17 protein-coding genes are annotated in these 19,965 nt (G+C 72.9%); 10 read left to right on the top strand and 7 right to left on the bottom strand.

From position 1 onward, the window contains the following. The first annotated feature begins 115 nt into the window (after positions 1 to 115). On the top strand, positions 116 to 2,632 hold the full coding sequence (locus BXY45_RS18295) for a 13E12 repeat family protein (RefSeq protein ID WP_109775959.1): 2,517 nt from the start codon (positions 116 to 118) through the stop codon (positions 2,630 to 2,632). A 182-nt stretch (positions 2,633 to 2,814) separates the two neighbouring features. On the opposite strand, the gene BXY45_RS18290 is transcribed toward BXY45_RS18295, so the two are convergent. Continuing rightward, positions 2,815 to 3,684, bottom strand: a complete 870-nt coding sequence (locus BXY45_RS18290) for a phosphotransferase family protein (protein ID WP_170131597.1) — start codon at positions 3,682 to 3,684, stop codon at positions 2,815 to 2,817. Between the two features lie 138 nt (positions 3,685 to 3,822). On the opposite strand from BXY45_RS18290, the gene BXY45_RS18285 reads away from it, so the two are divergent. From BXY45_RS18285 to BXY45_RS18260, 6 genes are all read left to right on the top strand, one after another. After that, positions 3,823 to 4,479, top strand: a complete 657-nt coding sequence (locus tag BXY45_RS18285) for a dihydrofolate reductase family protein (protein ID WP_109775975.1) — start codon at positions 3,823 to 3,825, stop codon at positions 4,477 to 4,479. Positions 4,480 to 4,593: 114 nt separating this feature from the next. Beyond that, positions 4,594 to 5,388: a response regulator transcription factor gene (locus BXY45_RS18280; RefSeq protein WP_109775958.1), complete on the top strand. Its 795-nt coding sequence runs from the start codon at positions 4,594 to 4,596 to the stop codon at positions 5,386 to 5,388. Positions 5,389 to 5,401: 13 nt separating this feature from the next. Next, the gene (locus BXY45_RS18275) at positions 5,402 to 6,970 is read left to right on the top strand and encodes a sensor histidine kinase (protein WP_109775957.1); all 1,569 of its coding nucleotides are present in this window, start codon (positions 5,402 to 5,404) and stop codon (positions 6,968 to 6,970) included. A 131-nt stretch (positions 6,971 to 7,101) separates the two neighbouring features. Next, positions 7,102 to 8,517 (top strand): ferredoxin reductase family protein, encoded by a 1,416-nt coding sequence (locus BXY45_RS18270; RefSeq protein WP_109775974.1) that lies wholly within the window; start codon positions 7,102 to 7,104, stop codon positions 8,515 to 8,517. A gap of 7 nt (positions 8,518 to 8,524) precedes the next feature. Then, positions 8,525 to 9,076 carry an FMN-binding protein gene (locus BXY45_RS18265; RefSeq protein ID WP_109775956.1) on the top strand — a complete coding sequence of 184 codons (552 nt, stop codon included), beginning with the start codon at positions 8,525 to 8,527 and terminating at the stop codon, positions 9,074 to 9,076. Then, a complete protein-coding gene (locus tag BXY45_RS18260) occupies positions 9,073 to 9,948 on the top strand; it encodes an FAD:protein FMN transferase (RefSeq protein ID WP_211319726.1) in 876 nt (291 codons plus the stop codon). Before BXY45_RS18265 ends, BXY45_RS18260 begins: the two co-directional genes overlap by 4 nt. On the opposite strand, the gene BXY45_RS18255 is transcribed toward BXY45_RS18260, so the two are convergent. Both BXY45_RS18255 and BXY45_RS18250 read right to left on the bottom strand, forming a co-directional pair. Continuing rightward, positions 9,920 to 11,512: a sensor histidine kinase gene (locus tag BXY45_RS18255; RefSeq protein ID WP_146211265.1), complete on the bottom strand. Its 1,593-nt coding sequence runs from the start codon at positions 11,510 to 11,512 to the stop codon at positions 9,920 to 9,922. The two genes, BXY45_RS18260 and BXY45_RS18255, sit on opposite strands and share 29 nt — an antisense overlap. Beyond that, positions 11,505 to 12,218 carry a response regulator transcription factor gene (locus BXY45_RS18250; protein ID WP_218566944.1) on the bottom strand — a complete coding sequence of 238 codons (714 nt, stop codon included), beginning with the start codon at positions 12,216 to 12,218 and terminating at the stop codon, positions 11,505 to 11,507. The genes BXY45_RS18255 and BXY45_RS18250 overlap by 8 nt, the downstream gene beginning before the upstream one ends. 257 nt (positions 12,219 to 12,475) lie before the next feature. On the opposite strand from BXY45_RS18250, the gene BXY45_RS18245 reads away from it, so the two are divergent. Both BXY45_RS18245 and BXY45_RS18240 read left to right on the top strand, forming a co-directional pair. Further along, on the top strand, positions 12,476 to 13,219 hold the full coding sequence (locus BXY45_RS18245; RefSeq protein WP_211319725.1) for a COG4705 family protein: 744 nt from the start codon (positions 12,476 to 12,478) through the stop codon (positions 13,217 to 13,219). Positions 13,220 to 13,224: 5 nt separating this feature from the next. Further along, positions 13,225 to 13,836 carry a DedA family protein gene (locus tag BXY45_RS18240; protein ID WP_218566945.1) on the top strand — a complete coding sequence of 204 codons (612 nt, stop codon included), beginning with the start codon at positions 13,225 to 13,227 and terminating at the stop codon, positions 13,834 to 13,836. Between the two features lie 92 nt (positions 13,837 to 13,928). Here BXY45_RS18240 and BXY45_RS18235 read toward each other — a convergent pair whose 3' ends face one another. From BXY45_RS18235 to BXY45_RS24610, 4 genes are all read right to left on the bottom strand, one after another. Next, the gene (locus BXY45_RS18235) at positions 13,929 to 14,864 is read right to left on the bottom strand and encodes an undecaprenyl-diphosphate phosphatase (RefSeq protein ID WP_109775970.1); all 936 of its coding nucleotides are present in this window, start codon (positions 14,862 to 14,864) and stop codon (positions 13,929 to 13,931) included. A gap of 141 nt (positions 14,865 to 15,005) precedes the next feature. Then, positions 15,006 to 15,764, bottom strand: coding sequence for an ABC transporter permease (locus BXY45_RS18230; protein WP_109775953.1), 759 nt, complete (start codon positions 15,762 to 15,764; stop codon positions 15,006 to 15,008). A 44-nt stretch (positions 15,765 to 15,808) separates the two neighbouring features. Beyond that, positions 15,809 to 17,395, bottom strand: a complete 1,587-nt coding sequence (locus BXY45_RS18225) for a methyl-accepting chemotaxis protein (RefSeq protein WP_245961911.1) — start codon at positions 17,393 to 17,395, stop codon at positions 15,809 to 15,811. Between the two features lie 192 nt (positions 17,396 to 17,587). Beyond that, entirely contained in the window at positions 17,588 to 19,096 is a 1,509-nt protein-coding gene (locus BXY45_RS24610) for a methyl-accepting chemotaxis protein (RefSeq protein WP_281270623.1), read from the bottom strand. A gap of 326 nt (positions 19,097 to 19,422) precedes the next feature. On the opposite strand from BXY45_RS24610, the gene BXY45_RS18215 reads away from it, so the two are divergent. Continuing rightward, complete coding sequence (locus BXY45_RS18215; protein ID WP_109775951.1) at positions 19,423 to 19,962, top strand: GAF domain-containing protein; 540 nt, start codon at positions 19,423 to 19,425, stop codon at positions 19,960 to 19,962. The last annotated feature ends 3 nt before the right edge of the window (positions 19,963 to 19,965 follow it).

The raw sequence follows: 19,965 nt of genomic DNA, 5'->3' as shown, positions 1-19,965 counted from the left end.
GTCGGCACCCTGACGTACCCGTGGCTCACCGCGACGTCGGCATCCTCAGTGACGCCGCCCGCCCGATCCGTCGACTTTCTCAGCGACGTTCAACAGTGGTGGGGCATGGTGGGGGTTGTCCAGTCGGGAGTGGGTCGAGGTCATCGCCGCCAGCGACCGGTGTGGGTCCTACCTGTACGCGTTGCACTTGAATCTCATCGCCGGGCTGGACGCTGCGAAGTTGGCTGAGCAGCCCTCGCGGGCGTTGTCGAAGGACTCCCGCCACCCGGCCTCGCAGGAGTTGGCGCCGGTGCTGCGGATCTCAGGGCGGTCAGCGACCTGCCTGGTGGGCCTGGCCCGTCAGCTGGTGGACCTACCCGCTGCTGAAGAAGCACTCAGTCGTGGGGAGATGACTCCGGCGCAGTGGAGGGAGCTGGTCACGGTGTGCCGGCGCCTGCCCGAAGGCGTCGAGGGTGAGCGGGCCCGCCGGGTCGTGGAGGCCACGGCGGTGGCGGCTGCGGCGACGCTGAGCCGGGCTCGTCTGGCAGCAACGTTGGAGGAAGCGGCGTTGGCTGCTGATCCGGGGTATGCGGCGCGGGCGATGGCGGCGGGCATCAACGACCGTGATGTGGTGCTGCGGCCCTCACCGTTGCCGGGGTGTGCGCGGATCGTGGCGGATCTGGAGGCGGGGGACGCGGCGCGGGTGTGGCAGGTGATCAATCAGATCGCTGCGAATGCGTTGGCCGGTGATACCGAGAACCCCGACGATGGTGCCGGTGAAGGTCAGGGGGAGCAGGAGAGGCGTACCAAGGCGCAGTTGCGTGCTGATGTGCTGGCCAGTCTGGTGGTGGGCGACATCGCCGCGACCCCGGAGACGATCGCGCAGGCCCTGGGTCAGCCCATCCCCGCGCAGCCCACTGACCACCAGGCCGCCGCTGCCGCGCACGACGACGCTCGGGACCTGTTCGGCGACCCCGATAGCGACCGTGAGGACACCTTCGGCGAGGACGGCGACTTCGACGCCGATGCCGAGGACTACGCCGACGCCGACTTCGCCGAGGACGCTGGTGCTGAGTCGGTGACGGCTCCTGCGCCCGGGCCTGCGGATAACCGGGCGCCGGTGCGGATACCGACTCCGGAGCAGCGGGCTCGGCTGTCGGAGATTCACATCGTGGTCCTGGCTGACGACCTCATCGACGACGAGGACGACGAAGACGACGACGAAGACATTGGCGCCGACGAAGATCCCGAGGACCCCGAAGACCCCAAGGGGCCCGGCGGACCAGGCGACGGCCCGGAGGACGGCCCGGAGGGTGATGCCGACGACTGGCCGGACGAGGATCCAGACGGATGGCCCGGCGACTGGCCGAGCGGCGGTCCCGGGGGCAGCGAACCCGGGGACGGCGGCGCGGGTGGCGGGCCTGAGGGAAGGCTCGGCCGCGACGACGAACTCGATGACTGGGAGGACTGGCCCGAGGACCGGTCCGAAGATCGGCCCGAGGACAACTCCGACGACAGCGGCCTCACATCTGAGCGCGGCAGCGACAGTGGCAGCAGCCGCAACGACTCCGATGACTCCGGCGGTTCGGCTGGCTGGTCGTCGGGGTCGCCACCGACCCCACGACCGACCCCATCACCGACTCCACCGCGGAGTGCGGTGACGTCACCGAGCCCGCCGAGCCCGCCGAGCTCGACGCCAGCGAACCCGCCAGGTCCGGGCCGAGATCGACCCCGCCGCACAACTCCACACCCCACTCGCGATCAGCCGGGGCAGTCCCCGGCTCACTCGACCGCGCCCTGCCCGCGGCGTCCCGAGGCCCGTCCCGAGGCCACCGGGGCACCACCACCTGCCCCGAACTCGCTCAGCGCCTCCACCGACGGCACCAGCCCTGCCGACGTCACCAGCCCTGCCGCCGGCGCCGGGCCCGCTGCTGCCGCGACTGACGCCACGAGCGACAACGCGACCCCCTCGACGGTGGCAACGGGGTCGGCGCGGCTACGCGCTGCCCGCGCCGCTCGCCGTGCCCGCCGGCCCCTGGCCGGGTACGGACCGTTCGGGTACGTCCCCGGTGCCGGACGCCTCTCACCGGAGATCACCCGCGCCGCGATCCGCGCTGCCCGCTGGCGACGCCTGGTCGCCGACCAGAGCACCGGGGTGCTGCTGCACCGCTCCCGCTGGACCTTGCCCGCCCCCAACCGCCCAGATCGTCCTGCCAGAGCTGTCAGCACCGGTGAACAGCTGGACCTGCTGCTGGCCCAGCCCGCAGCACCGGACCCGAAAGATCCCCGCACCCGCGTGGAGGTCGCCTACCGGCCCTCCACCCTGTTGGCCGCGTTCGTGCGCTCCCGCGACGCGACCTGCATCTCCCCGGTCTGCCACCACCCCACCCGCGGCGGAGCCACCCAGTTGGATCACACCGTCGCCTACGGACCGCACACCCCCACCCGCCTGCGCGGAGGGCTCACCGAAGCCGGCAACCTCGGCAGCATCTGCGTGCCCTGGCACCAAGCCAAGACCCACGGAGACTGGACCCTGGAGCAGCCGAGTCCGGGCAGCTTCGTGTGGACCTCACCGACCGGCCTGGTCTACCACCGGCGAGCCACGCCGGTTCTGCCCGACCTCGCAGAGGTTCTCCCTGACGTCGCGAGCTGAGCCTCTCCCCGTGGCCGATGTCCGGCAGCGAGAGCCGCAGCCCACGGGCAGCGACCTCGGCGGTCGGGCGGCTGGGGCGGGCGGGCGAAAGTCGGCGCCATTGACGAGCCTGATAACGGGAGCAAGGCAGGGTGATCTTGAAGTACTCAAGGCCGGCTGCGTGATCGCCGACCAAGAAGCCGTCAGGGTTCCGCACCGTCAGGGTCGTGCAGCGTCCCGTCGTTGCAGCGGCGCGAGAAGTTCGCCAGCGCGTGGTCCCGCAGCGAGATTCGGCCGGCCAGGTGTGCCGCGGCTGCCACCTGCAGGGGAAGCGTGGCGCGGTGGGCCAGGGCTCGCCGAAGCACGTCGTCGTCGTCCACCATCGTCGAGACGGCCGCGGAGCCGTGTGCTCCCACCAGCGGAGCGATGTCGATAGCGACGTCCCCGATGCACGCGTGGTCCCAGTCGATCAGCCCCGTCGGGCGCCCTTCGGCCCACAGAAGGTTGTGCGCCCCGAAGTCGCCGTGGACGAGTCCCGGGCGTCGTGGCGGCGGAAGGTCAGCCAGCGCCTGGACAGCCTGCTCTGCCGCCGCAGCCGAGCCGCCGAGGCGCGGCAGGAGGTCTCGTGTCACGACGGCGGGGAAATCTGCCCCGCCGCACCAACTGCGCGGGGGCGGCAGGGGGACGTCGATCGATGCAGATGACAGTGCGGCCAGGACGTCGACCAACGCCGGGCGATGGCGCGACCAGGGCGCCTCCGGCGCAGCCCCACCGGGGAGGGCCTCGACGAGGTACCCGCAGCGCCCGTCGCTCTCGACGATCCCCGTGAGGAGCTCGGGGATGACGATGCCCAGCGATGCCCGTCCGACGGCGCGGAGTACCTCGACCTCTCGGGCAGCTCGCACGGAAGCCTCGTCGCCGATCGGCACGCGAAGCGCCCCGACGTGCGGAATCAGGAGGACGTCGTGGAACGCGCCGTGGTGGTGTCGCGCGCGGTGCCACGGACGTCCCGGGAAGGCGACCGCAGCCCAGACGGCGAGCTCGGTCTCCCGGTCGCTGCGCTCATCGGTCACGCGGCGGACCGTACGCCCCGCGGTGAACCGTGCGCCCCACCGTCGGTGCCGGGGTCGACGATGAGTTTCGCGGTGCCACCCGGTCGTGGGGGACGACGCCACCGGAGGGCGTGCCGCATCACCACCAGGAGGACGCCCATGCCACAGCAGCTGCTCAAGGTCCAGAACTTCTCCGTCTCCTCGGACGGCTACGGTGCAGGCGAGGGGCAGAGCCTCGAGCGACCCTTCGGCCACGCCGACCCGCGGCAGATGGCCGGGTGGATGTTCGCCACCGCCAGCTTCCCCGGCCGCCCCGGGCCGGGAGGCAGCCGCGGCCTCGATGACCGCCTGGTCCGCGACTTCCACCACGGCATCGGCGCCGAGATCATGGGGGCGAACAAGTTCAGCCCGCACCGCGGCCCGTGGACCGAGCGCGCCTGTCAGGAGTGGCAGGGCTGGTGGGGCGACGAGCCGCCGTTCCGCACGCCGGTCTTCGTCATGACGCACCACCTGCGCCCCTCGTTCACCCTCGGGCAGACCACGTTCCACTTCACCGACGCCGCCCCCGCGGAGGTCGCCGCACAGGCCAAGGAGGCTGCGGGTGGTCTCGATGTGCGCCTCGGCGGAGGTGCGCAGAGCATCCGCGCGTTCCTCGAAGCCGACCTCGTGGACGAGATGCACGTCGCCGTCGTCCCCCTCGAACTCGGCGCCGGCACACGCCTGTGGGAGGCCCCCGAGGAGCTCGACGACAGGTTCCATCGCGAGGTGGTCCCGAGTCCGAGCGGCGTGGTGCACCACCTGCTCTGGCGCCGCTGAGGACGTTGTCGCTGCCGCTGCGGCTGCGGCTGCTGCGCCGCTCGGCGTGGACCGCAGGCTGATCGCCAAGGGGCGGTGACGGCTCAGCCGGGGCGGAGGCGTGATGCTGTCCGCATGTCAGCGCCTCCCGGTCGTTCTGGCCCGACGACGAGCGCGGTGGCGCCCATCCCTCGCGGCGACGCGCCGGTCCGCGGTGACGGGACGCCGGTGCGCGTGCTCGTCGTCGACGACGAACCCGACCTGGCCGACGTCCTCTCCACGGTGCTGCGCGGGGAGGGCTTCGACGTGGCCGTGGCGCACACGGGCAGCGCCGCGGTGCACCGGGCGGAGGCGTTCCGGCCGGACGCGGTGGTGCTCGACGTGATGCTGCCCGACCTCGACGGGTTCGCCGTGCTGGAGCGGTTGCGCCGGGAGGACCCAGCCGTCGTCGTCCTGTTCCTCACGGCGCGGTCGGCGCTGGAGGATCGGGTGGCCGGAATCCGTCTGGGTGGCGACGACTACCTCACCAAGCCGTTCCACCTCGAGGAGGTGGTGGTGCGCTTGCGCGGGCTGCTGCGCCGCGCCGCGGGCCCGGCGGCGCCGTCCGGCGAGACCGCGGGGCGGCAGCTGGTCTTCGAAGACCTGCGCCTCGACGAAGACACCCGCGAGGTGTTCCGCGGCACCGACCCCGCCGAGCGCATCGAGCTGACCGCCACCGAGTTCGACCTGCTGCGCCTGCTGGCGCGCACGCCGCGCAAGGTGCTGTCCAAGCAGACGATCCTCGCGGAGGTCTGGCAGCAAGACCTCGGGCGTGACGCGCACGTCGTGGAGCTGTACATCAGCTACCTGCGCCGCAAGGTCGACGCGGGCCGCACCCCACTCATCCACACGGTCCGCGGCGCGGGCTACGTGCTCCGGCTGCCGACGTGAGGGGGCTGCCCTCGTGAGGACCCGTCGGCGCGAGCGGCCGACGCTGGCCGGACGGCTGACCGCGGCGCTCGTCGTCCTCGTGCTCGTGGTGGCGGCCGTGACGGGGGTGGCGACCGTCATCGTCGTCCGCACGGCTCTGCTGTCGCAGCTGGACACGCAGCTGGTGGGCGCGGGGGGCCGGTACTCGGCGGAGATCGACGGGCGCCCCGATGGAGACGGCGACGACGACGGCGGCGCGAGCAGCGGTAGCAGTGCGTTCCCGCGCCGCGACCACGGCGGCGGAGCACGTCCGGGTGCCGGGGTGGGGGAGGGGCAGAGCGTCGGCACGCTCGGCGTGCTGTTGCGCAGCGGTGGGGTGCTCGAGGCCTCCGTCGTGGCCCCTGACGGTGACGTGGCGCACGTTGATGTGGACGGCGGATCCCTCGCGGCGCTGGCTGCCCTGCCGGCGGGCGGCCCACCGCGCAGCGTGGACCTCGGGACGCTCGGTGACTACCGCGTGCGCGTCATCGCCGATGACGGGCTCGTGCAGGTGACCGGGCTACCGCTGGCTCCCGTCGGTGCGGTGCTGCGGAGGGTGGTGGTCGCCGAACTGCTGCTGGGGCTGTTCGCCGCTGCAGTCAGCGGCGCCGTCACCTCCGTGGTGGTGCGCCGGGGGTTACGACCGCTGGGACACGTCGCCGCGACCGCCCAGTCGATCACCGAGCTTCCGCTGGCGGGCTCAGCCGAGGGGTTGCCCGGGCCGGTGACGTCGGCAGGGTCCACCCGGGAGGTGCACCGCCTGAGCAGCGCCGTCGACGCGATGGTCGAGCACGTGCGGGCGGCCCTGCTGGTGCGGGACCGCGAGGAGGAGCGCCGTCGTCGGTTCATGGCCGACGCCAGCCACGAGCTGCGGACGCCGCTCGCGGTGGTGCAGGCCCACGTTGAGCAGGCCCTGCGCTCGGGCGATCCGGACCGGGTGCGCGCGTCGCTGGAGAGGATGGGGGTGGCGAGCGAGCGGATGGCCCACCTCGTGGACGACCTGTTGCTGCTGGCCCACCTCGACGCTGGCCGACCGCTGGGGCGCGAGCAGGTGCCGCTCAGCCTGCTCGTGCTGGAAGACCTCGTGGATGCCCGAGCCGCTGGACCTGACCATGCGTGGAGCGCGGACCTGCCGGAGGAGCCGATCGACGTGCCCGGTGACCGCCAGCGCCTGCACCAGGTGCTGACCGGGCTGCTGTCCAACGCCCGCCTGCACACCCCGGCCGGCACATCGGTGCTGGTCACCGCCCGGGGGGTGGACGTCGACGGCAGGGCGTGGGCGCGGCTCGAGGTCTCCGACGACGGCCCCGGCATCCCCGAGCACCTGCGCGGGAGCGTCTTCGACAGGTTCACCCGCGCCGACGACGCCCGTAGCGGTGGTGGCAGCGGACTGGGGCTGGCGATCGCCCGGGGAATCGCCCGCGCTCACGGCGGTGACCTGCTGCTCGTCGACGCACCACGTGGGGCGACCTTCCGGCTGCTGCTGCCGCTCGTCGAGGAGACCGACGGCTCTCACCACGAGACTGCCGGCTCTCACGGGGTCCGCCCGAACAGCCGCTTCTGAGAGGTTCTTGAGCGCCAGTCTCCAGGTCTCGCTGACGCGGGGCGCCGACGATCGACGTCGACGATGGAGGAGGAGCGCTCGTGACCAGCACGACCAGCACGCGCCGCGACGGCACTGAGCTGAGGCCTGAGATGTGGCCCGACATCAGGCCTGGCGTCGGGCCGGACGTGGGACCCGACCTGGGGCAGCGCGCCCGGTGGGACGCGCGCGTCCGCCTCGGCGTGCTCGCCGGTGTCTGGGCCAGCCTCCTGCTGGTCACGTACTGGTGGGTGACCGGCGGCGGCGTGCAGGACCTGGTCGGTTGGGCCAGCGGCTTGACGTCCCTGGGACGTCTGACGGGGCTGCTCGCCTCGGACCTGCTGCTGCTGCAGGTGCTGCTCATGGCCCGTGTGCCGGTGGTGGAGAGGGCCTTCGGGCAGGAGCGTCTCGCGCGGACCCACCGGCTGGTCGGCTTCACCTCCTTCACGGCGATGCTCGCCCACGTCGGCCTCATCACCTGGGGCTACGCGGCCGGTGACCTGGCCGCCGTGCCGGGTCAGCTGTGGGACCTCACCGTCAGCTACCCCGGGATGCTGCTGGCGGCCGCCGGCACCGCGTGCCTCGTCATGGTGGTGGTCACCAGCGTCCGCGCGGCCCGCAAGCGTCTGCGCTACGAGTCGTGGCACCTGCTCCACCTCTACGCCTACGCAGGCGTCGGCCTGGCCCTGCCGCACCAGCTGTGGACGGGCCAGGACTTCCAGGGCTCGACGGCGCGCACGGTCTTCTGGTGGGGGCTGTGGGCGGCGTGCGCCGTCGCCGTCCTCGTGTGGCGGGTGGCGCTTCCCCTGTGGCGCAGCGCCCGCTACCGCCTGCGGGTCACCGGTGTGGTGGACGAGGGCGACGGCGTCGTCTCCGTCCACATGACTGCCCGTCGGGGTTCCGGCCTGGCCGCCGAGGCAGGGCAGTTCTTCACGTTCAGGTTCCTGTCCGGGGCGGGCTGGACGCGCGGTCACCCGTACTCGCTGTCGGCGGCGCCGGACGGACGCACCCTGCGCATCTCCGCCAAGGAGGTCGGTGACGGCAGCGCCTCGCTGCGTCACCTCCGTCCTGGCACCCGGGTGCTCGTGGAGGGCCCGTACGGACGGCTCAGCGCCCGCGCCCGCACGCGGCGCAAGGTCGCGCTCATCGGCGCCGGAGTGGGCGTGACCCCGCTGCGGGCACTGGCCGAGGCGCTGCCGTACGCCCCCGGCGAGGTGGTGCTCGTGCACCGCTACTCCGGACGCGACCACGCGCGGCCACTGTTCGAGCGCGAGCTGCAGCACCTCGTCGAGCGGCGCGGTCTGGAGGTGGTGTGGATGCCGGGACGCCGCCGCGCCCCGGGCTCCTGGCTCGGCGACGGTGTCGGTCCCGTCGACGACACGACGGCGCTGCTGCAGTGGGTGCCCGACATCGCCCAGCGAGACCTGTTCGTGTGCGGGCCCGAGGAGTGGGCCCGCGACGTCGTCGCCAGCGCCCGTGCGGCGGGGCTACCCGCCGAGAACGTCCACGTCGAGAGCTTCGGATGGTGATGAGCAGATGACCACCTCGCACAACGCCCGCGCCACCCGCCGCAACGTGGTCTGGGGCATGAGCAGCCTGTCGGCACTGGTGCTGCTGTTCGGTTACCACACCTCCACCGAGCAGGCCTCGGCCGCTCCTGCGGTGGACGGCGCTGCCGCGGCCGGCACAGCCACCTTCGGCGCGGCCAGCTCGGGTAGCGCGCCCAGCTCGACGTCCAGCTCGTCCGGTACCGCGCCACGCTCGGCGACGGCACCGGCGACGGCACCCGCCACCAGCAGCGCGTCCACGCCCGCCACGGTCACCGGGCAGGCGGTGCAGACCCGCTACGGGCCCGTGCAGGTGCAGCTGACCGTGAGCGGCGGGAAGGTCACCGCCGTCGACGTCCTGCAGTACCCCGACCACAACGGCAGGGACCAGCAGATCAACGCTCGGGCGCTGCCGATCCTCGTCAACGAAACGCTGTCGGCCCAGAGCGCGAAGATCGACATGGTCAGCGGAGCGACCTACACCAGCAACGGGTACGTCACCTCCCTCCAGAGCGCCCTCGACCAGGCGGGGCTGGCGTGAACCCGCAGCTGGCCCGGTACGTCGAGCACGTCATGGGCATGCCCGTGAGCCTGGCGCTGCGCGGCCACCACACCGCCGACGCCGCCGCGCAGGACGCCTGGCGCTCCGTCATGGACCACCTCCGCGAGGTCGACGCCGCCTTCAGCACCTACCGCCCCGACTCCTGGATCAGCCGCCTTGACCGGGGTGAGGTCACGGTGGCCGACTGCCCACCCGAGGTCGCCGAGGTGCTGGCCCTCGCGGAGCAGGCCGAGCGCGACTCCGGCGGGGCCTTCAGCGCCCACCTGCCCGGACCTGACGGGCGGCGCCGGCTCGACCCCAGCGGCGTGGTGAAGGGGTGGGCCGTCGAGCGCGCCGCCACCGCGCTCGCGGCGCTGCCGGACACCGACCACTGCCTGTCCGCAGGCGGAGACATGACCTGCCTGACCGTCGATCCTGACGCTGAGCCGTGGCGCGTCGGCATCGAGGACCCCCACGACCCGACCGCGCTCGTCGCCGTCGTCCCGATCTTCTCCGGCGCGGTGGCCACCTCCGGCACCGCCCACCGCGGGCGCCACCTCGTCGACGCACGCACCGGTCTGACGCCGCGCGGTGTCGCCTCGGTGACCGTGGTGGCCCCTTCGCTGACGATCGCCGACATCGACGCCACTGCCGCCTACGCCCAGGGGCCTGACGCCGCGGCGTGGCTGGCGCGCCGTCCGGGTCGCTCGGGGCTGGTGGTCTGGGAGAACGGGACGACGACGGTGATCGAGCCCGTGCCCGTCTCGCTGGTCAGCCCCGTCTCGCTGGTCGGCCCCGTCTCGCTGGTCAGCCCCGTCTCGCTGGTCAGCCCCGTCTCGCTGGTCAGCCCTGTGGCCTGCGCCCCGCAGTGATCGGGAGCAGCACGCTGACGGCGGTGCCCTGCTCCGGGTGCGCGCACGGCATGTCGAAGCGCTCGTGCGCGCGGTGGTGAGCGCCGCGCGAGCACAGCCGCAGCTCGCCGCCGCTGGCCGCCACCAGTTGCTCCACCACCGACAGCCCGAGCCCTGATCCGGGGCGTTCGCGTGCCTCGCCGCTGCGGGCGAAGCGGAGCAGCGCGGTGGGCAGGAACTCCGCCGGCATGCCGGCGCCGTCGTCGGAGACGGTGAGCACCGCCACGGTCTCGCCCGCAGAGGAAGGACGGGCGACGGCGCGGCCTACACCCAGATGCACCGCCACGTGCGGCCCGCCGTGCCGCGCGGCGTTGGCGAGAAGGTTGAAGAGCACCTGCCGCAGCGCGCGCACGGGCATGCGCACGGCCATGCGGACGGGCACGGCGTCGTCGTCGTGCCCGTCGTCGTCGACAGTGGTAGCCCACCGAAGCGGCAGGCCGTCGACGCCGTCCCCTGACAGTCGTGCCACGTCGGTGACGATGGCCGCGAGGTCCGCCGGCTCCGGTGGGTGATCCGACGATGACGATGTCGATGATGACGACGCCGACGATGACGGGCTGAGGTCGAGCAGCTGCTGCGCGAGCGCCTGCAGCTCGCGGAGGTCGACGTCGAGCTCGGCCAGCACCACCTCCAGCTCCTCGCGGCTGCGGGGCCGGCGGCGGGCGAGCTCCACTCGGGTCCGCAGCAGCGTCAGCGGAGTGCGCAGCTCGTGGCTGGCGTCCTGCACGAAGCGCCGCTCACGAGCCATCGCCGCGTCCAGGGCGGCGAGCATGTCGTTGAGCGTGTGGCCGAGGCGCGTTACTTCGTCGTCGCGGCTCTCGGGGACGTCGAGCCGCACGCCCGGCTCACCGGCCGCGACGGCGAGCGCCCGGGTGCGGTACTGCTCGACGGGGCGCAGCGCGAGCAGCGCGAGCCGGTCTCCGACCAGCGTGGTCAGCACGAGCGTGGTGAGGCCCACGAGCGCCAGCTGGGCGAGCAGCTCGCGCAGCGCCTCGTCGCTGGCTGCGCGGCTCGTGGCGACGACGAGAACGGCGGCCGGCCCCGTGCCTGCCGTTCCCGTGCCTGCCGCTCCGGTCCCGCCCGCAGCATCCAGCGGCACGGCGTACAGGCGCAGTTGCCGCTCCGCGGTGGGTAGCGGTGAGCCGACGTCGTAGAACAGCGGACCGGTCAGCGCCTCGCGCACCGCGTGCTCGGGCAGCAGCGGCGCGGTGCCGATGGCGCTGCCCGCAGCCAGGACCCGCCCGGTGGCGTCGAGCACCTGGTGCTGCGAGAGCGCCGCGCCGTCGTCGGCGTCGCCGTCCTCGATCGACCCGTCGGGCCGCACGAGCGGTGCCAGCTCGGCGGAGTCCGCGCGCAGGTCACCGTTGATGCGGCGGTCCAGCGCGACGTCGACCCGCCAGAAGATGAGCGCCCCACCGGCGCTGAGCACGAGGGCCATGACGACGGCGAAGCCCGCCACCAACTGGGCCCGCAGCGGCAGCCGCCGCAGCCGCGCCACCACCGGGCCGACCAGAGAGCTAGCCACCGGCGGGGTCGAGCCGGTACCCGACACCACGCAGCGTCTGCACGGCGTTGCGCCCGAACGGCCCGTCGATCTTGCCGCGCAACCGGCCGACGTGGACGTCGATGACGTTGCTGGCGATGTCGGTGTCGCCGTCCCACACCTCGTCGAGGATGCGGTACCGCGTTACCGTGCGGCCGGCCTCGCGCAGCAGGAGCGCGAGGATGTCGAACTCGCGCGCGGTGAGCACCACCTCGGTCGGCCCGCGGAAGGCGCGCCGGGTCTGCGGGTCCACTACGAGGTCACCGGCACGCTGCGCGGCCACCACCGACGGGTTGGCCCGGCGGTGCAGCGCCCGCAGGCGCGCCAGCAGTTCGGCCACCTCGAAGGGCTTGGCGAGGTGGTCGTCAGCGCCGACGTCGAGCGCGGCGACCCTGTCCTCCAGCGCCGTGCGGGCGGTGAGCATGAGCACCGGCACAGCGTGTCCCTCTGCGCGCAGCCTCTGCAGGACGGCGGGGCCTTCGAGGTCGGGGAGCATCCAGTCGAGGACGACGACGTCGACACCGCCCGCGCGCACCGCCGCGAGCCCGCTCGCGCCGTCGTACACGGCGGAGGCGCTCCAGCCCTCCTCGGTGAGCACCTGCACGAGCAGCGCTGCCAGGCGCGACTCGTCCTCGACCACGAGCACCCGCACGTCGTCCCACCCTCCTGCGCCGTCGCTGGGGGCCATCGAACCAGCGACCTGTCGCATCAGGCGTTGGCATCAGAGTCGACGGCCGCGGCGACGGTCCGACGGGTGCCGCGACCGGCCGAGTCGTCATCTGGGCGACAGGTGCGCTGCCCAGACTCGGAGCAGCTCTGCCGAGCACTCCCCGTACCCCGCTGGAGACACGCATGCCCTCATCCCGGACGCCGCAGACGCCCCGGACATCCGTCGCGTCGGCCGCTGTGTCGGCCGCCGCACCTGCGCGGCGGGGGCTGGCGAAGGTGCCCGAGATCACCGTGGCGTTCTGGCTGGTGAAGGTGCTCACCACGGGCATGGGCGAGGCCGCCTCTGACTGGCTCGGTGAGACGAGCCTGGTGATCGGCGGCGCTGTCGGCGTGGGGTCGCTCGTGCTGGCGCTGTGGTGGCAGCTGCGGGCGCGGGAGTACTCCGCGGTGCGCTACTGGACGGCGGTCAGCGCCGTCGCCGTCTTCGGCACCATGACCGCCGACATCACCCACGTGGTCACGGGGCTCTCCTACGCCCTGACCACGGCGGGCTGGGCTGCTGCCGTGGCGGTGGTGTTCACGGTGTGGTGGCGCGTGGAGGGCACGCTGTCGATCCACGACGTCGACACGCCGCGCCGGGAGCTCTTCTACTGGACCACGGTGCTGGCGACCTTCGCCCTCGGCACCGCCGCCGGTGACCTCACCGGGTTGGCGCTGGGCTGGGGCTTCCTGCCCGCAGGTCTGCTGTTCGGCGCGGCGATGCTCGTGCCGCTCGTCGCGTGGCGGCTGGGCCTCAGTCCGGTGGTGGCGTTCTGGAGCGCGTACGTGCTCACCCGTCCGTTCGGGGCGTCCTTCGCGGACTGGCTCGGCAAGCCCGCGCACATCGGCGGTGGGGTGGGTCTCGGTGACGGTCTGGTGACCGTGGTGGCGCTGGCGGCCATCGCCGTCCTGGTGGGGTTCCTGGCGGTGACGCGCGCCGACGTTCAGACGCGTGGTTCCGCCGCAGCGCTGGAAGAGTGAGCCCTGTGGGCGTGCTCGATCCACAGCACCTGCTGGCGTCGTTCGGCGCGGTGGGGCTGTTCGTCATCCTCTTCGCCGAGACGGGGCTGCTCATCGGCTTCTTCCTGCCGGGAGACTCGTTGCTCTTCACCGCCGGTCTGCTGGCGGCCACCCCGGCGACCAGCGCCGCACACCTGCCGCTGGGCCAGGCGCTGATCGCGGGAGCCGCGGGCGCGCTGATCGGGGCGCAGGTCGGCTACCTCATCGGCCGTCGCGCGGGGCCGGCGCTGCTCGACAGGCCCGACAGGCCCAAGCTGCAGGCCGGGGTGCGTCGCGCCGAGCTCGTGCTCGCGCGGTACGGCCACGGGCGGGCGGTGGTGCTGGCCCGGTTCATCCCGGTGGTCCGCACGCTGATGAATCCGCTCGCGGGGACGGTCGGCGTGCCGGCGGGGCGCTTCACGCTGTGGCAGGTGGTCGGCGGGCTGGTGTGGAGCCTGGGGGTGACCCTGGCGGGGTACGTGCTGGGCACGCGGATCCCGGGGATCGACGCGTACTTGCTGCCGATCATCGCCGTCGTCGTGCTCGTCTCGCTGATCCCGGTGGCGGTGGAGCTGCTCCGGGCTCGCCGCAGTTCCTGACCTCCCGGTGATCATGCAGAAGACCCGCACTTTCGGCCGAGAAGTGCGGGTCTTCTGCATGATCACGGGCGCGCCAGCCCGGTGCCCCACGTTCAGACGAGGAGCGCCAGGCTCACCAGACCCGCGACCACGCAGTAGATGGCGTACAGCCGCAGCGACCCGTGGGCAAACCACCGGTCCAGGAAGCGCACCGCCACGTAGGCGCTGATCCCGGCGAGCACGCTGCCGAGCAGCACCTGCCCGCGAATGCCGTCGCCCATCGGACCGAACAGCTCCGGCAGCTTCAGCAGCCCGGCCGCGGCGATGACGGGCGTGGCCAGAAGAAACGAGAAGCGGGCGGTGTCCTGGTGGCGCAGCCCCGCGCGCAGCCCCGCGACCATCGTGACGCCTGAGCGGCTGATGCCCGGTGCGAGCGCCGCGATCTGCGCCGACCCGACCAGCACGGCGGTGCGCAGTGACAGCGCAGCCAGGCGCCGGTCCGTCGCGAGCTCTGATGACGACAACGCGGACGCAGGCGCGGCTACGCCGCCGCGGGCGCTCCGCTCGACCAGGAACAGCACGACCCCGTTGAGCACGAGGAACACCGCCGTCGGCACGGGCCGGGCCAGCAGCGTGCGCAGCGGATGCTCGAGCGCGAGGCCCACGAGCCCGACCGGCACCGTCGCCGCGATGAGCAGCCAGCCGAGGCGCGCGTCGGGGCCGGTGATCCGCCGGTGACGCACCGAGGAGGTCAGCCCGACGGCGATGCGCGCCCAGTCGCGGCGGTAGAAGAGCAGCAGCGCCGCGGCCGTGGCCACATGCATCCCGACGATGAACGCCAGGTAGGGCGAGCCGGGGGCGGAGACGTCGAGGTCGCGCGCCCAGGTGCCTCCGACCAGCGCCGGGACGAGCACCGCATGACCGAGGCTGGACACGGGGAACAGCTCCGAGACGCCCTGCAGGATTCCGACGACGGCGGCCTCGATCCAGCTCAGGTGGTGCGCTGCGGCGGGCGCCGCGGACGCCGTCGCGAGGACGGCGGTGGTGATGGGCTGCACAGCGTGCTCCTTGAGGTCATCAGCGGCGGGCTCGGCCGACGCTAGGACTGGTGTCTGACGCGCAGATGACGACGGCGCCCCCGCCCAGCACCTTGGATGCGAAGCCCCAGGTGCCGTGCAGGTGCGGGCACTTCAGGGAGTGCCGGTCGGCAGTACCCGCGGGGCTCCCAGCAGTGTCGTCACGAGCACCGCCACCACGCTGCCCGCGGCGATGAGCCCGGCCAGCACGATGAGCTGGAACCGCGCCGCGTCCAGCGGACTCGCGCCGCCGAGCAGTGCACCGATGAATGCGCCCGGCAGCGTCACCAGCCCCGTGGTGCGGGTCTGGTCGAGCACCGGAACGAGTGACTCGGCCACCGCGGCGCGGGCCACGTCCAGCACGGCCCGCCGTGGGGTGGCGCCCAGGGAGAGCCACGCTTCCACCTCGTCGCGCCGCGCGATCAGCCCCGCCAGTAGGTGCCGCCCGGCGAGCGTCGCCGAGGTCATCGTGCCGCCGAGCACGATGCCTCCGAGAGCCACCACATAGCGCGCCTCGAACGGCAGCACCCCCACCGCGAAGACCACCCCGAGGACGACGACGGCGCCCGCCGTGCACGCCAGCGCGACGGCGCGTCGCGCGGCGGCGAGGCCCTGCAGCGACGCCAGTCGGCGTGACGCCGTCCACACCGCGGTGGTGAGCATCACCGCCAGTACGGCTGCGGACGCCAGCGGTGCGTGGTCGAGCACTCCGCCCAGCACCAGCCCGATCGCGGCGAGCTGGACCCCGCCGCGCAGGACGGCCGTGAGCGGGGCCGCGCCGACCCTCACCCCGGCGACGCGCAGCACGACGACGGCGACGGCGAGCAGGACGACGACGCCGACGAGGAGCCGTACAAGCTCGTCCGAGGTCACACCCCAGCATCCCCGACGGTCAGCGAGCCACGCTGCGCGCGCTGTCAGAGGGTGAAGCGTCCGGTGAGCTGGCGCAGGCGCGCCGCCGAGGTGTCCAGCGAGGCGGCGGCTGCCGCCGTCGTGCTGGCACCCTCGCCGATCTGCTCGGTGCCGGTGGCGATGCCGGCGATGTTTTCCGAGATCTGCGCTGAGCCGGTGGAGACCTCCGTGACGTTGCGAACCATCTCGGACGTGGTGGCCGACTGCTCCTCCACAGCGGCGGCGATGGTCGCCTGCACCTCGTCGATCCTGGCGATGACGTCGCCGATGCCGCTGACCGCGGAGGCTGCTGCCGCCGCGTCACCCTGAGTGGCGGACACCTTGGCGGTGATGTCCTCGGTGGCCTTGGCGGTCTGCCGCGCGAGCTCTTTGACCTCCCCGGCGACCACCGCGAAGCCCTTGCCCATCTCCCCGGCGCGGGCAGCCTCGATGGTGGCGTTCAACGCCAGCAGGTTGGTCTGCTCGGCGATGGAGGTGATGAGCTTGACGACGTCGCCGATCTCCTTGCTGGACACCCCGAGCCGCTCGATCGCGCCGCCCGCCGAGCCCGCCGCGGTCACCGCCGAGGCGGCCATCTGCGAGGCCTCGCTGGTGGCGGTAGCAATCTGGGTGATCGCCGCGGTCATCTCCTCACCGGCGGCCGCGACCGTCGAGATCGACACCGTGACCTCCTCGGAGGCCGCGGCGACCACCTGGGCCTGCGAGCTGGACTCTTCCGCCCCCGAGGCGAGCTGGGCCGCGACCCCCGCGAGGGTGCTGGCCGAGGTGCCCAGGTCGTTGGCTTCGTCCCGAATGGCCTGCAGCACCTCCCGCAGAGCGCTCACGGAGGCGTCCGTGGAGGCGGCCAGCCGGCCGATCTCGTCACGCCGGTGCAGGCCCACACGCCCGTCGAGCCGTCCCTGCGCGAGTCCGTCGACGACGTCGACGACGCGGGCCAGCGGACGACTCACCGACCGCGCCATCACCGTCGCGATGACGATCGCCAGGAGCATCCCGAGCAGGGTGCACGCCCCGAGGAAGAGCAGTGCGTCGCGGTGGTCGGCACGGCCCTGCGACGTCATGGCATCGGCCGCGCGAGCTTCAGCCTCGACCACCGCGCTCAGGGCGTCCGTGACCCGCTTCGCCGCTGGCACGGTGGTCTGCGTCCGCAGCGCGGCGAAGCCCGCGCGGTCGCCGGCCTGCAGGCGCGCCACCAGGGGCGGAAGCGTCTGCCGATAGGCGGCCAGGGCGTCCGTGTAGGACGCCCGCTGGGCGCCGCTGGTGCTCGGTGAGGTGCCGAGGTAGGCCTGCCAGGCCGCGTCGAGCGCGTGCTGGTCGTCATCGAGCGACCGCAGCGCCGTCGCTATGGCGGCGGGGTCAGGAGCGAGGGCGGCAGCCGACATGTCGAAGCGCACCTGCAGGAAGGCGGTCCACGTGCGCTCCGTGGTCTGCACGGATCGCAGCCCGCTGACGTCGAGGTCGATCAGGCGATCCTGGGCCTCACCCAGCTTGACGGCTCCGATGCCGGCGACGGCGAGCAGCAGCGCGCACACCATCGCGAAGCCGAGGTGGAGCTTGGCTGCGATGCGCAGATCGGTGAAGCGGCGGATCACGAGTTTTCCCCCTGGTCTCGAGTGGACGGCCCGAAGCGGACCCCACGGTGTTCTCGTCGGGATGAGAGCTACTGCCCATGGGTCTTTCGTCCTCCCCGGGGAGGACCTGCGTCGTGCTCTTGTCCGTGAACAGATGCGGCGACGGGACGCCCGCGAGTGGCTCCCGCTCCGGCCGGAGGGTCGTGTCAGTGGTCAGCTCACAGGCCTGGAGGCCTCGGCGGCACGCAGCACCACCTGAGCCTCCGCCGCGTCCGCGACGTACGTGACCGGGAAGCCCGTCCTGTCCGACAGCCGTTGCATCTGCATCGCCACGAGCGGGTTGTTGGCGATGAACGCGCACCGCACGAGTCCGTGGGCCACCGCCGCCGCCATCATCGACTGGTGCGTCTCCTGGATGCGCGCCGACTGCGCCGGGTGCTGGCTGAAGTCGACCAGGAACGTCCACCCTGCGGGTGCCGTCTCGTAGGCGGCGCTGAGTTCCCGGACGTACGCCGCGCAGGTCTCGTCCGACCAGATGCCGGTGCACGTGTCCGTGAGGCGGTTGCTCGTCCGGTCCCAGGAGATCCGGAAGGTCCCCTCCTCGCCCGCGCTCGCGACGGCGATCGACGAGGTGACTGAGGTCATCTGCAGTCCCATGCGCTCGATCTCGCGCACTGCCAGCCGGCTGCGCCGGGCCGCGTCGACGTTCAGCTGGGCCCGCTCGGCGACGGTGACGATCTCCTCGGCGATGCGGCCCGCCTGCGATGCCACTCCGGCTGTCGCGCGGCTGACCTCCTGGGTGACCTGGGTCTGCTCCTCGACAGCTGAGGCAATGGTGAGCTGCGACTGCATGATCTGGTCGATCACCGTCCGGATCACCTTGACGGAGGTGACTGCTCCGGCGGAGTCCTCCTGGATCTGGCCTACCATGCGGCTGATGCGGTCGGTGGCTTCGGCGGTTTCCCGCGCGAGGTCCTTCACCTCGTTGGCGACGACGGCAAAGCCGCGGCCCGCCTCACCCGCTCGCGCCGCCTCGATCGTGGCGTTGAGAGCTAGCAAGTTGGTCTGCTCGGCGATGGAGGTGATGACCTTCACGACGTCGCCGATCTGCGCCGAGGAGACGCCGAGAGCCTCGATCGACTGGCTCGCGACGGTGGCGGAGGCGACGGCCTGCCGCGAGACGTCGCTGGCCTCGGTGGTGGAGCGGGCGATCTCCTCGATGGAGGCCATGAGCTCGTACGAGGCGGTCGCGGCAACCTGGACCCCAGCGCTCACTTCTCCGGCGGAGGCGGAGATGGCCTGCGCCGCGCGGGTGGTGGCCTCCGCGCCGTCCGCGAGGGTGTCGCCGATGATCCCGAGCTCCTCCCCGGCGACCGTCAACAGCCGGGCCTCGGGGGCGATCTGGGCCAGGGGAGAGGCGAGCGAGGCCAGTGCGTCGGCCACGGCCTGCGACCCGTGCCCTGCTGCCCGCAGCTGATCGAGGTGGTCGAGGCGACCGGAGGCCACCTCGGCGCACCACCGGGCGAGCACGCGGCTGGCCCGGGCTGATCGCTGGGCAGCCACCCACCACGCGAGCGCCGCGGCGGCCGCGGCGACGCCCGCGAGGCCCCACCGCAGACCACCGCCGGTGGCGCCGGTGGCGGCGGAGGCGAGGGCTGCAACGCAGGCCACTGCGGTGAGCACAGCACCAGCTCCGGCGAGGTGGTTCCGTGACGTTCCCATCGGGGTCAGCTCCTTGTTCGACTGCATGTTCGACTGCCTGCTCTGCTCTGGCAGTGACGCACGGCGCGCTCAGCGGTGAGTACGGTGAGCAGCATCGGCACCGCCGTGGCGTCCTCGAGGGAGGACGGGGAGTCACGGGACGTAGGGCCCGCGATGGCGAGCCTTCCGACTCCGAAGGCGTGCTGGTCCCCAGCCGCGGTGACGCAGGGGCATCTCGGTGGGCCGTGCGCGCACGGCGCGGGTACTGTCGCCGATCGGCCCGCACCGCCCGTCGAGGGTGAGAGCACGACCGTCGACGGGGACGCTCTGGGGCAGCGAGATGGGGGATGACCGTGGACGCTGCCCGGGAGTGGCTGCTGCAGAAGGTCGCCACGACGCGGGAGCAGCGCCTGAGCGAGCTGCTGCGAGAGCTGCTGGAGCAGCTGTTCCTAGCCACCTCGGAGGGCGCGTCGTTGCGCCGGCTCAGCGGCGACGGGCTCCGCCTGCCACCGGTGGCCTGGTACCACCCCCACCAGGAGCTCAGGGATTCCGTCCCCCGGATCATGGAGGCGACCGCCGCCGTGGAGGACAGCGGCACCTGGCGCTCCGTGGTCCGCGAGCGCCAGGTGATCCGCTACCACGTTCCGAGCGGTCGCCTGCCCGTCGACGTGTCAGCGGTCCAGAGCGAGGTGCTCACCCGCTACCGCGTCCGCGCTGGCATCGCCGCGCCGGTGATCGGCTCGGCCGACGAGGTCGTGGGGGGTGTCGCACTGATCCGGTTCGGCGTGGACGCCCCGTTCACCGATCGCGACGAGGAGCTGCTCACCACGTTCGCGGCGGAGGTCAGCGGTCTTGTGGACGTGCTGCGTCGCATCGTGACCGACTGATCG

It is taken from the genome of Quadrisphaera granulorum, from assembly GCF_003149145.1.
GTDB lineage: Bacteria > Actinomycetota > Actinomycetes > Actinomycetales > Quadrisphaeraceae > Quadrisphaera > Quadrisphaera granulorum.
Note: the sequence above shows the minus strand (reverse complement) of the source record. Positions and strands in the feature narration are given on the sequence as shown.

Bases quoted from the DNA above. Each gene is read 5' to 3' on its own strand.
- BXY45_RS18265 (WP_109775956.1), top strand. From the start codon at position 8,525: ATGACCACCTCGCACAACGCCCGCGCCACCCGCCGCAACGTGGTCTGG.
- BXY45_RS18280 (WP_109775958.1), top strand. From the start codon at position 4,594: ATGTCAGCGCCTCCCGGTCGTTCTGGCCCGACGACGAGCGCGGTGGCG.
- BXY45_RS18270 (WP_109775974.1), top strand. From the start codon at position 7,102: ATGTGGCCCGACATCAGGCCTGGCGTCGGGCCGGACGTGGGACCCGAC.
- BXY45_RS18250 (WP_218566944.1), bottom strand. From the start codon at position 12,218: ATGGCCCCCAGCGACGGCGCAGGAGGGTGGGACGACGTGCGGGTGCTC.
- BXY45_RS18215 (WP_109775951.1), top strand. From the start codon at position 19,423: ATGACCGTGGACGCTGCCCGGGAGTGGCTGCTGCAGAAGGTCGCCACG.
- BXY45_RS24610 (WP_281270623.1), bottom strand. From the start codon at position 19,096: ATGGGAACGTCACGGAACCACCTCGCCGGAGCTGGTGCTGTGCTCACC.
- BXY45_RS18285 (WP_109775975.1), top strand. From the start codon at position 3,823: ATGCCACAGCAGCTGCTCAAGGTCCAGAACTTCTCCGTCTCCTCGGAC.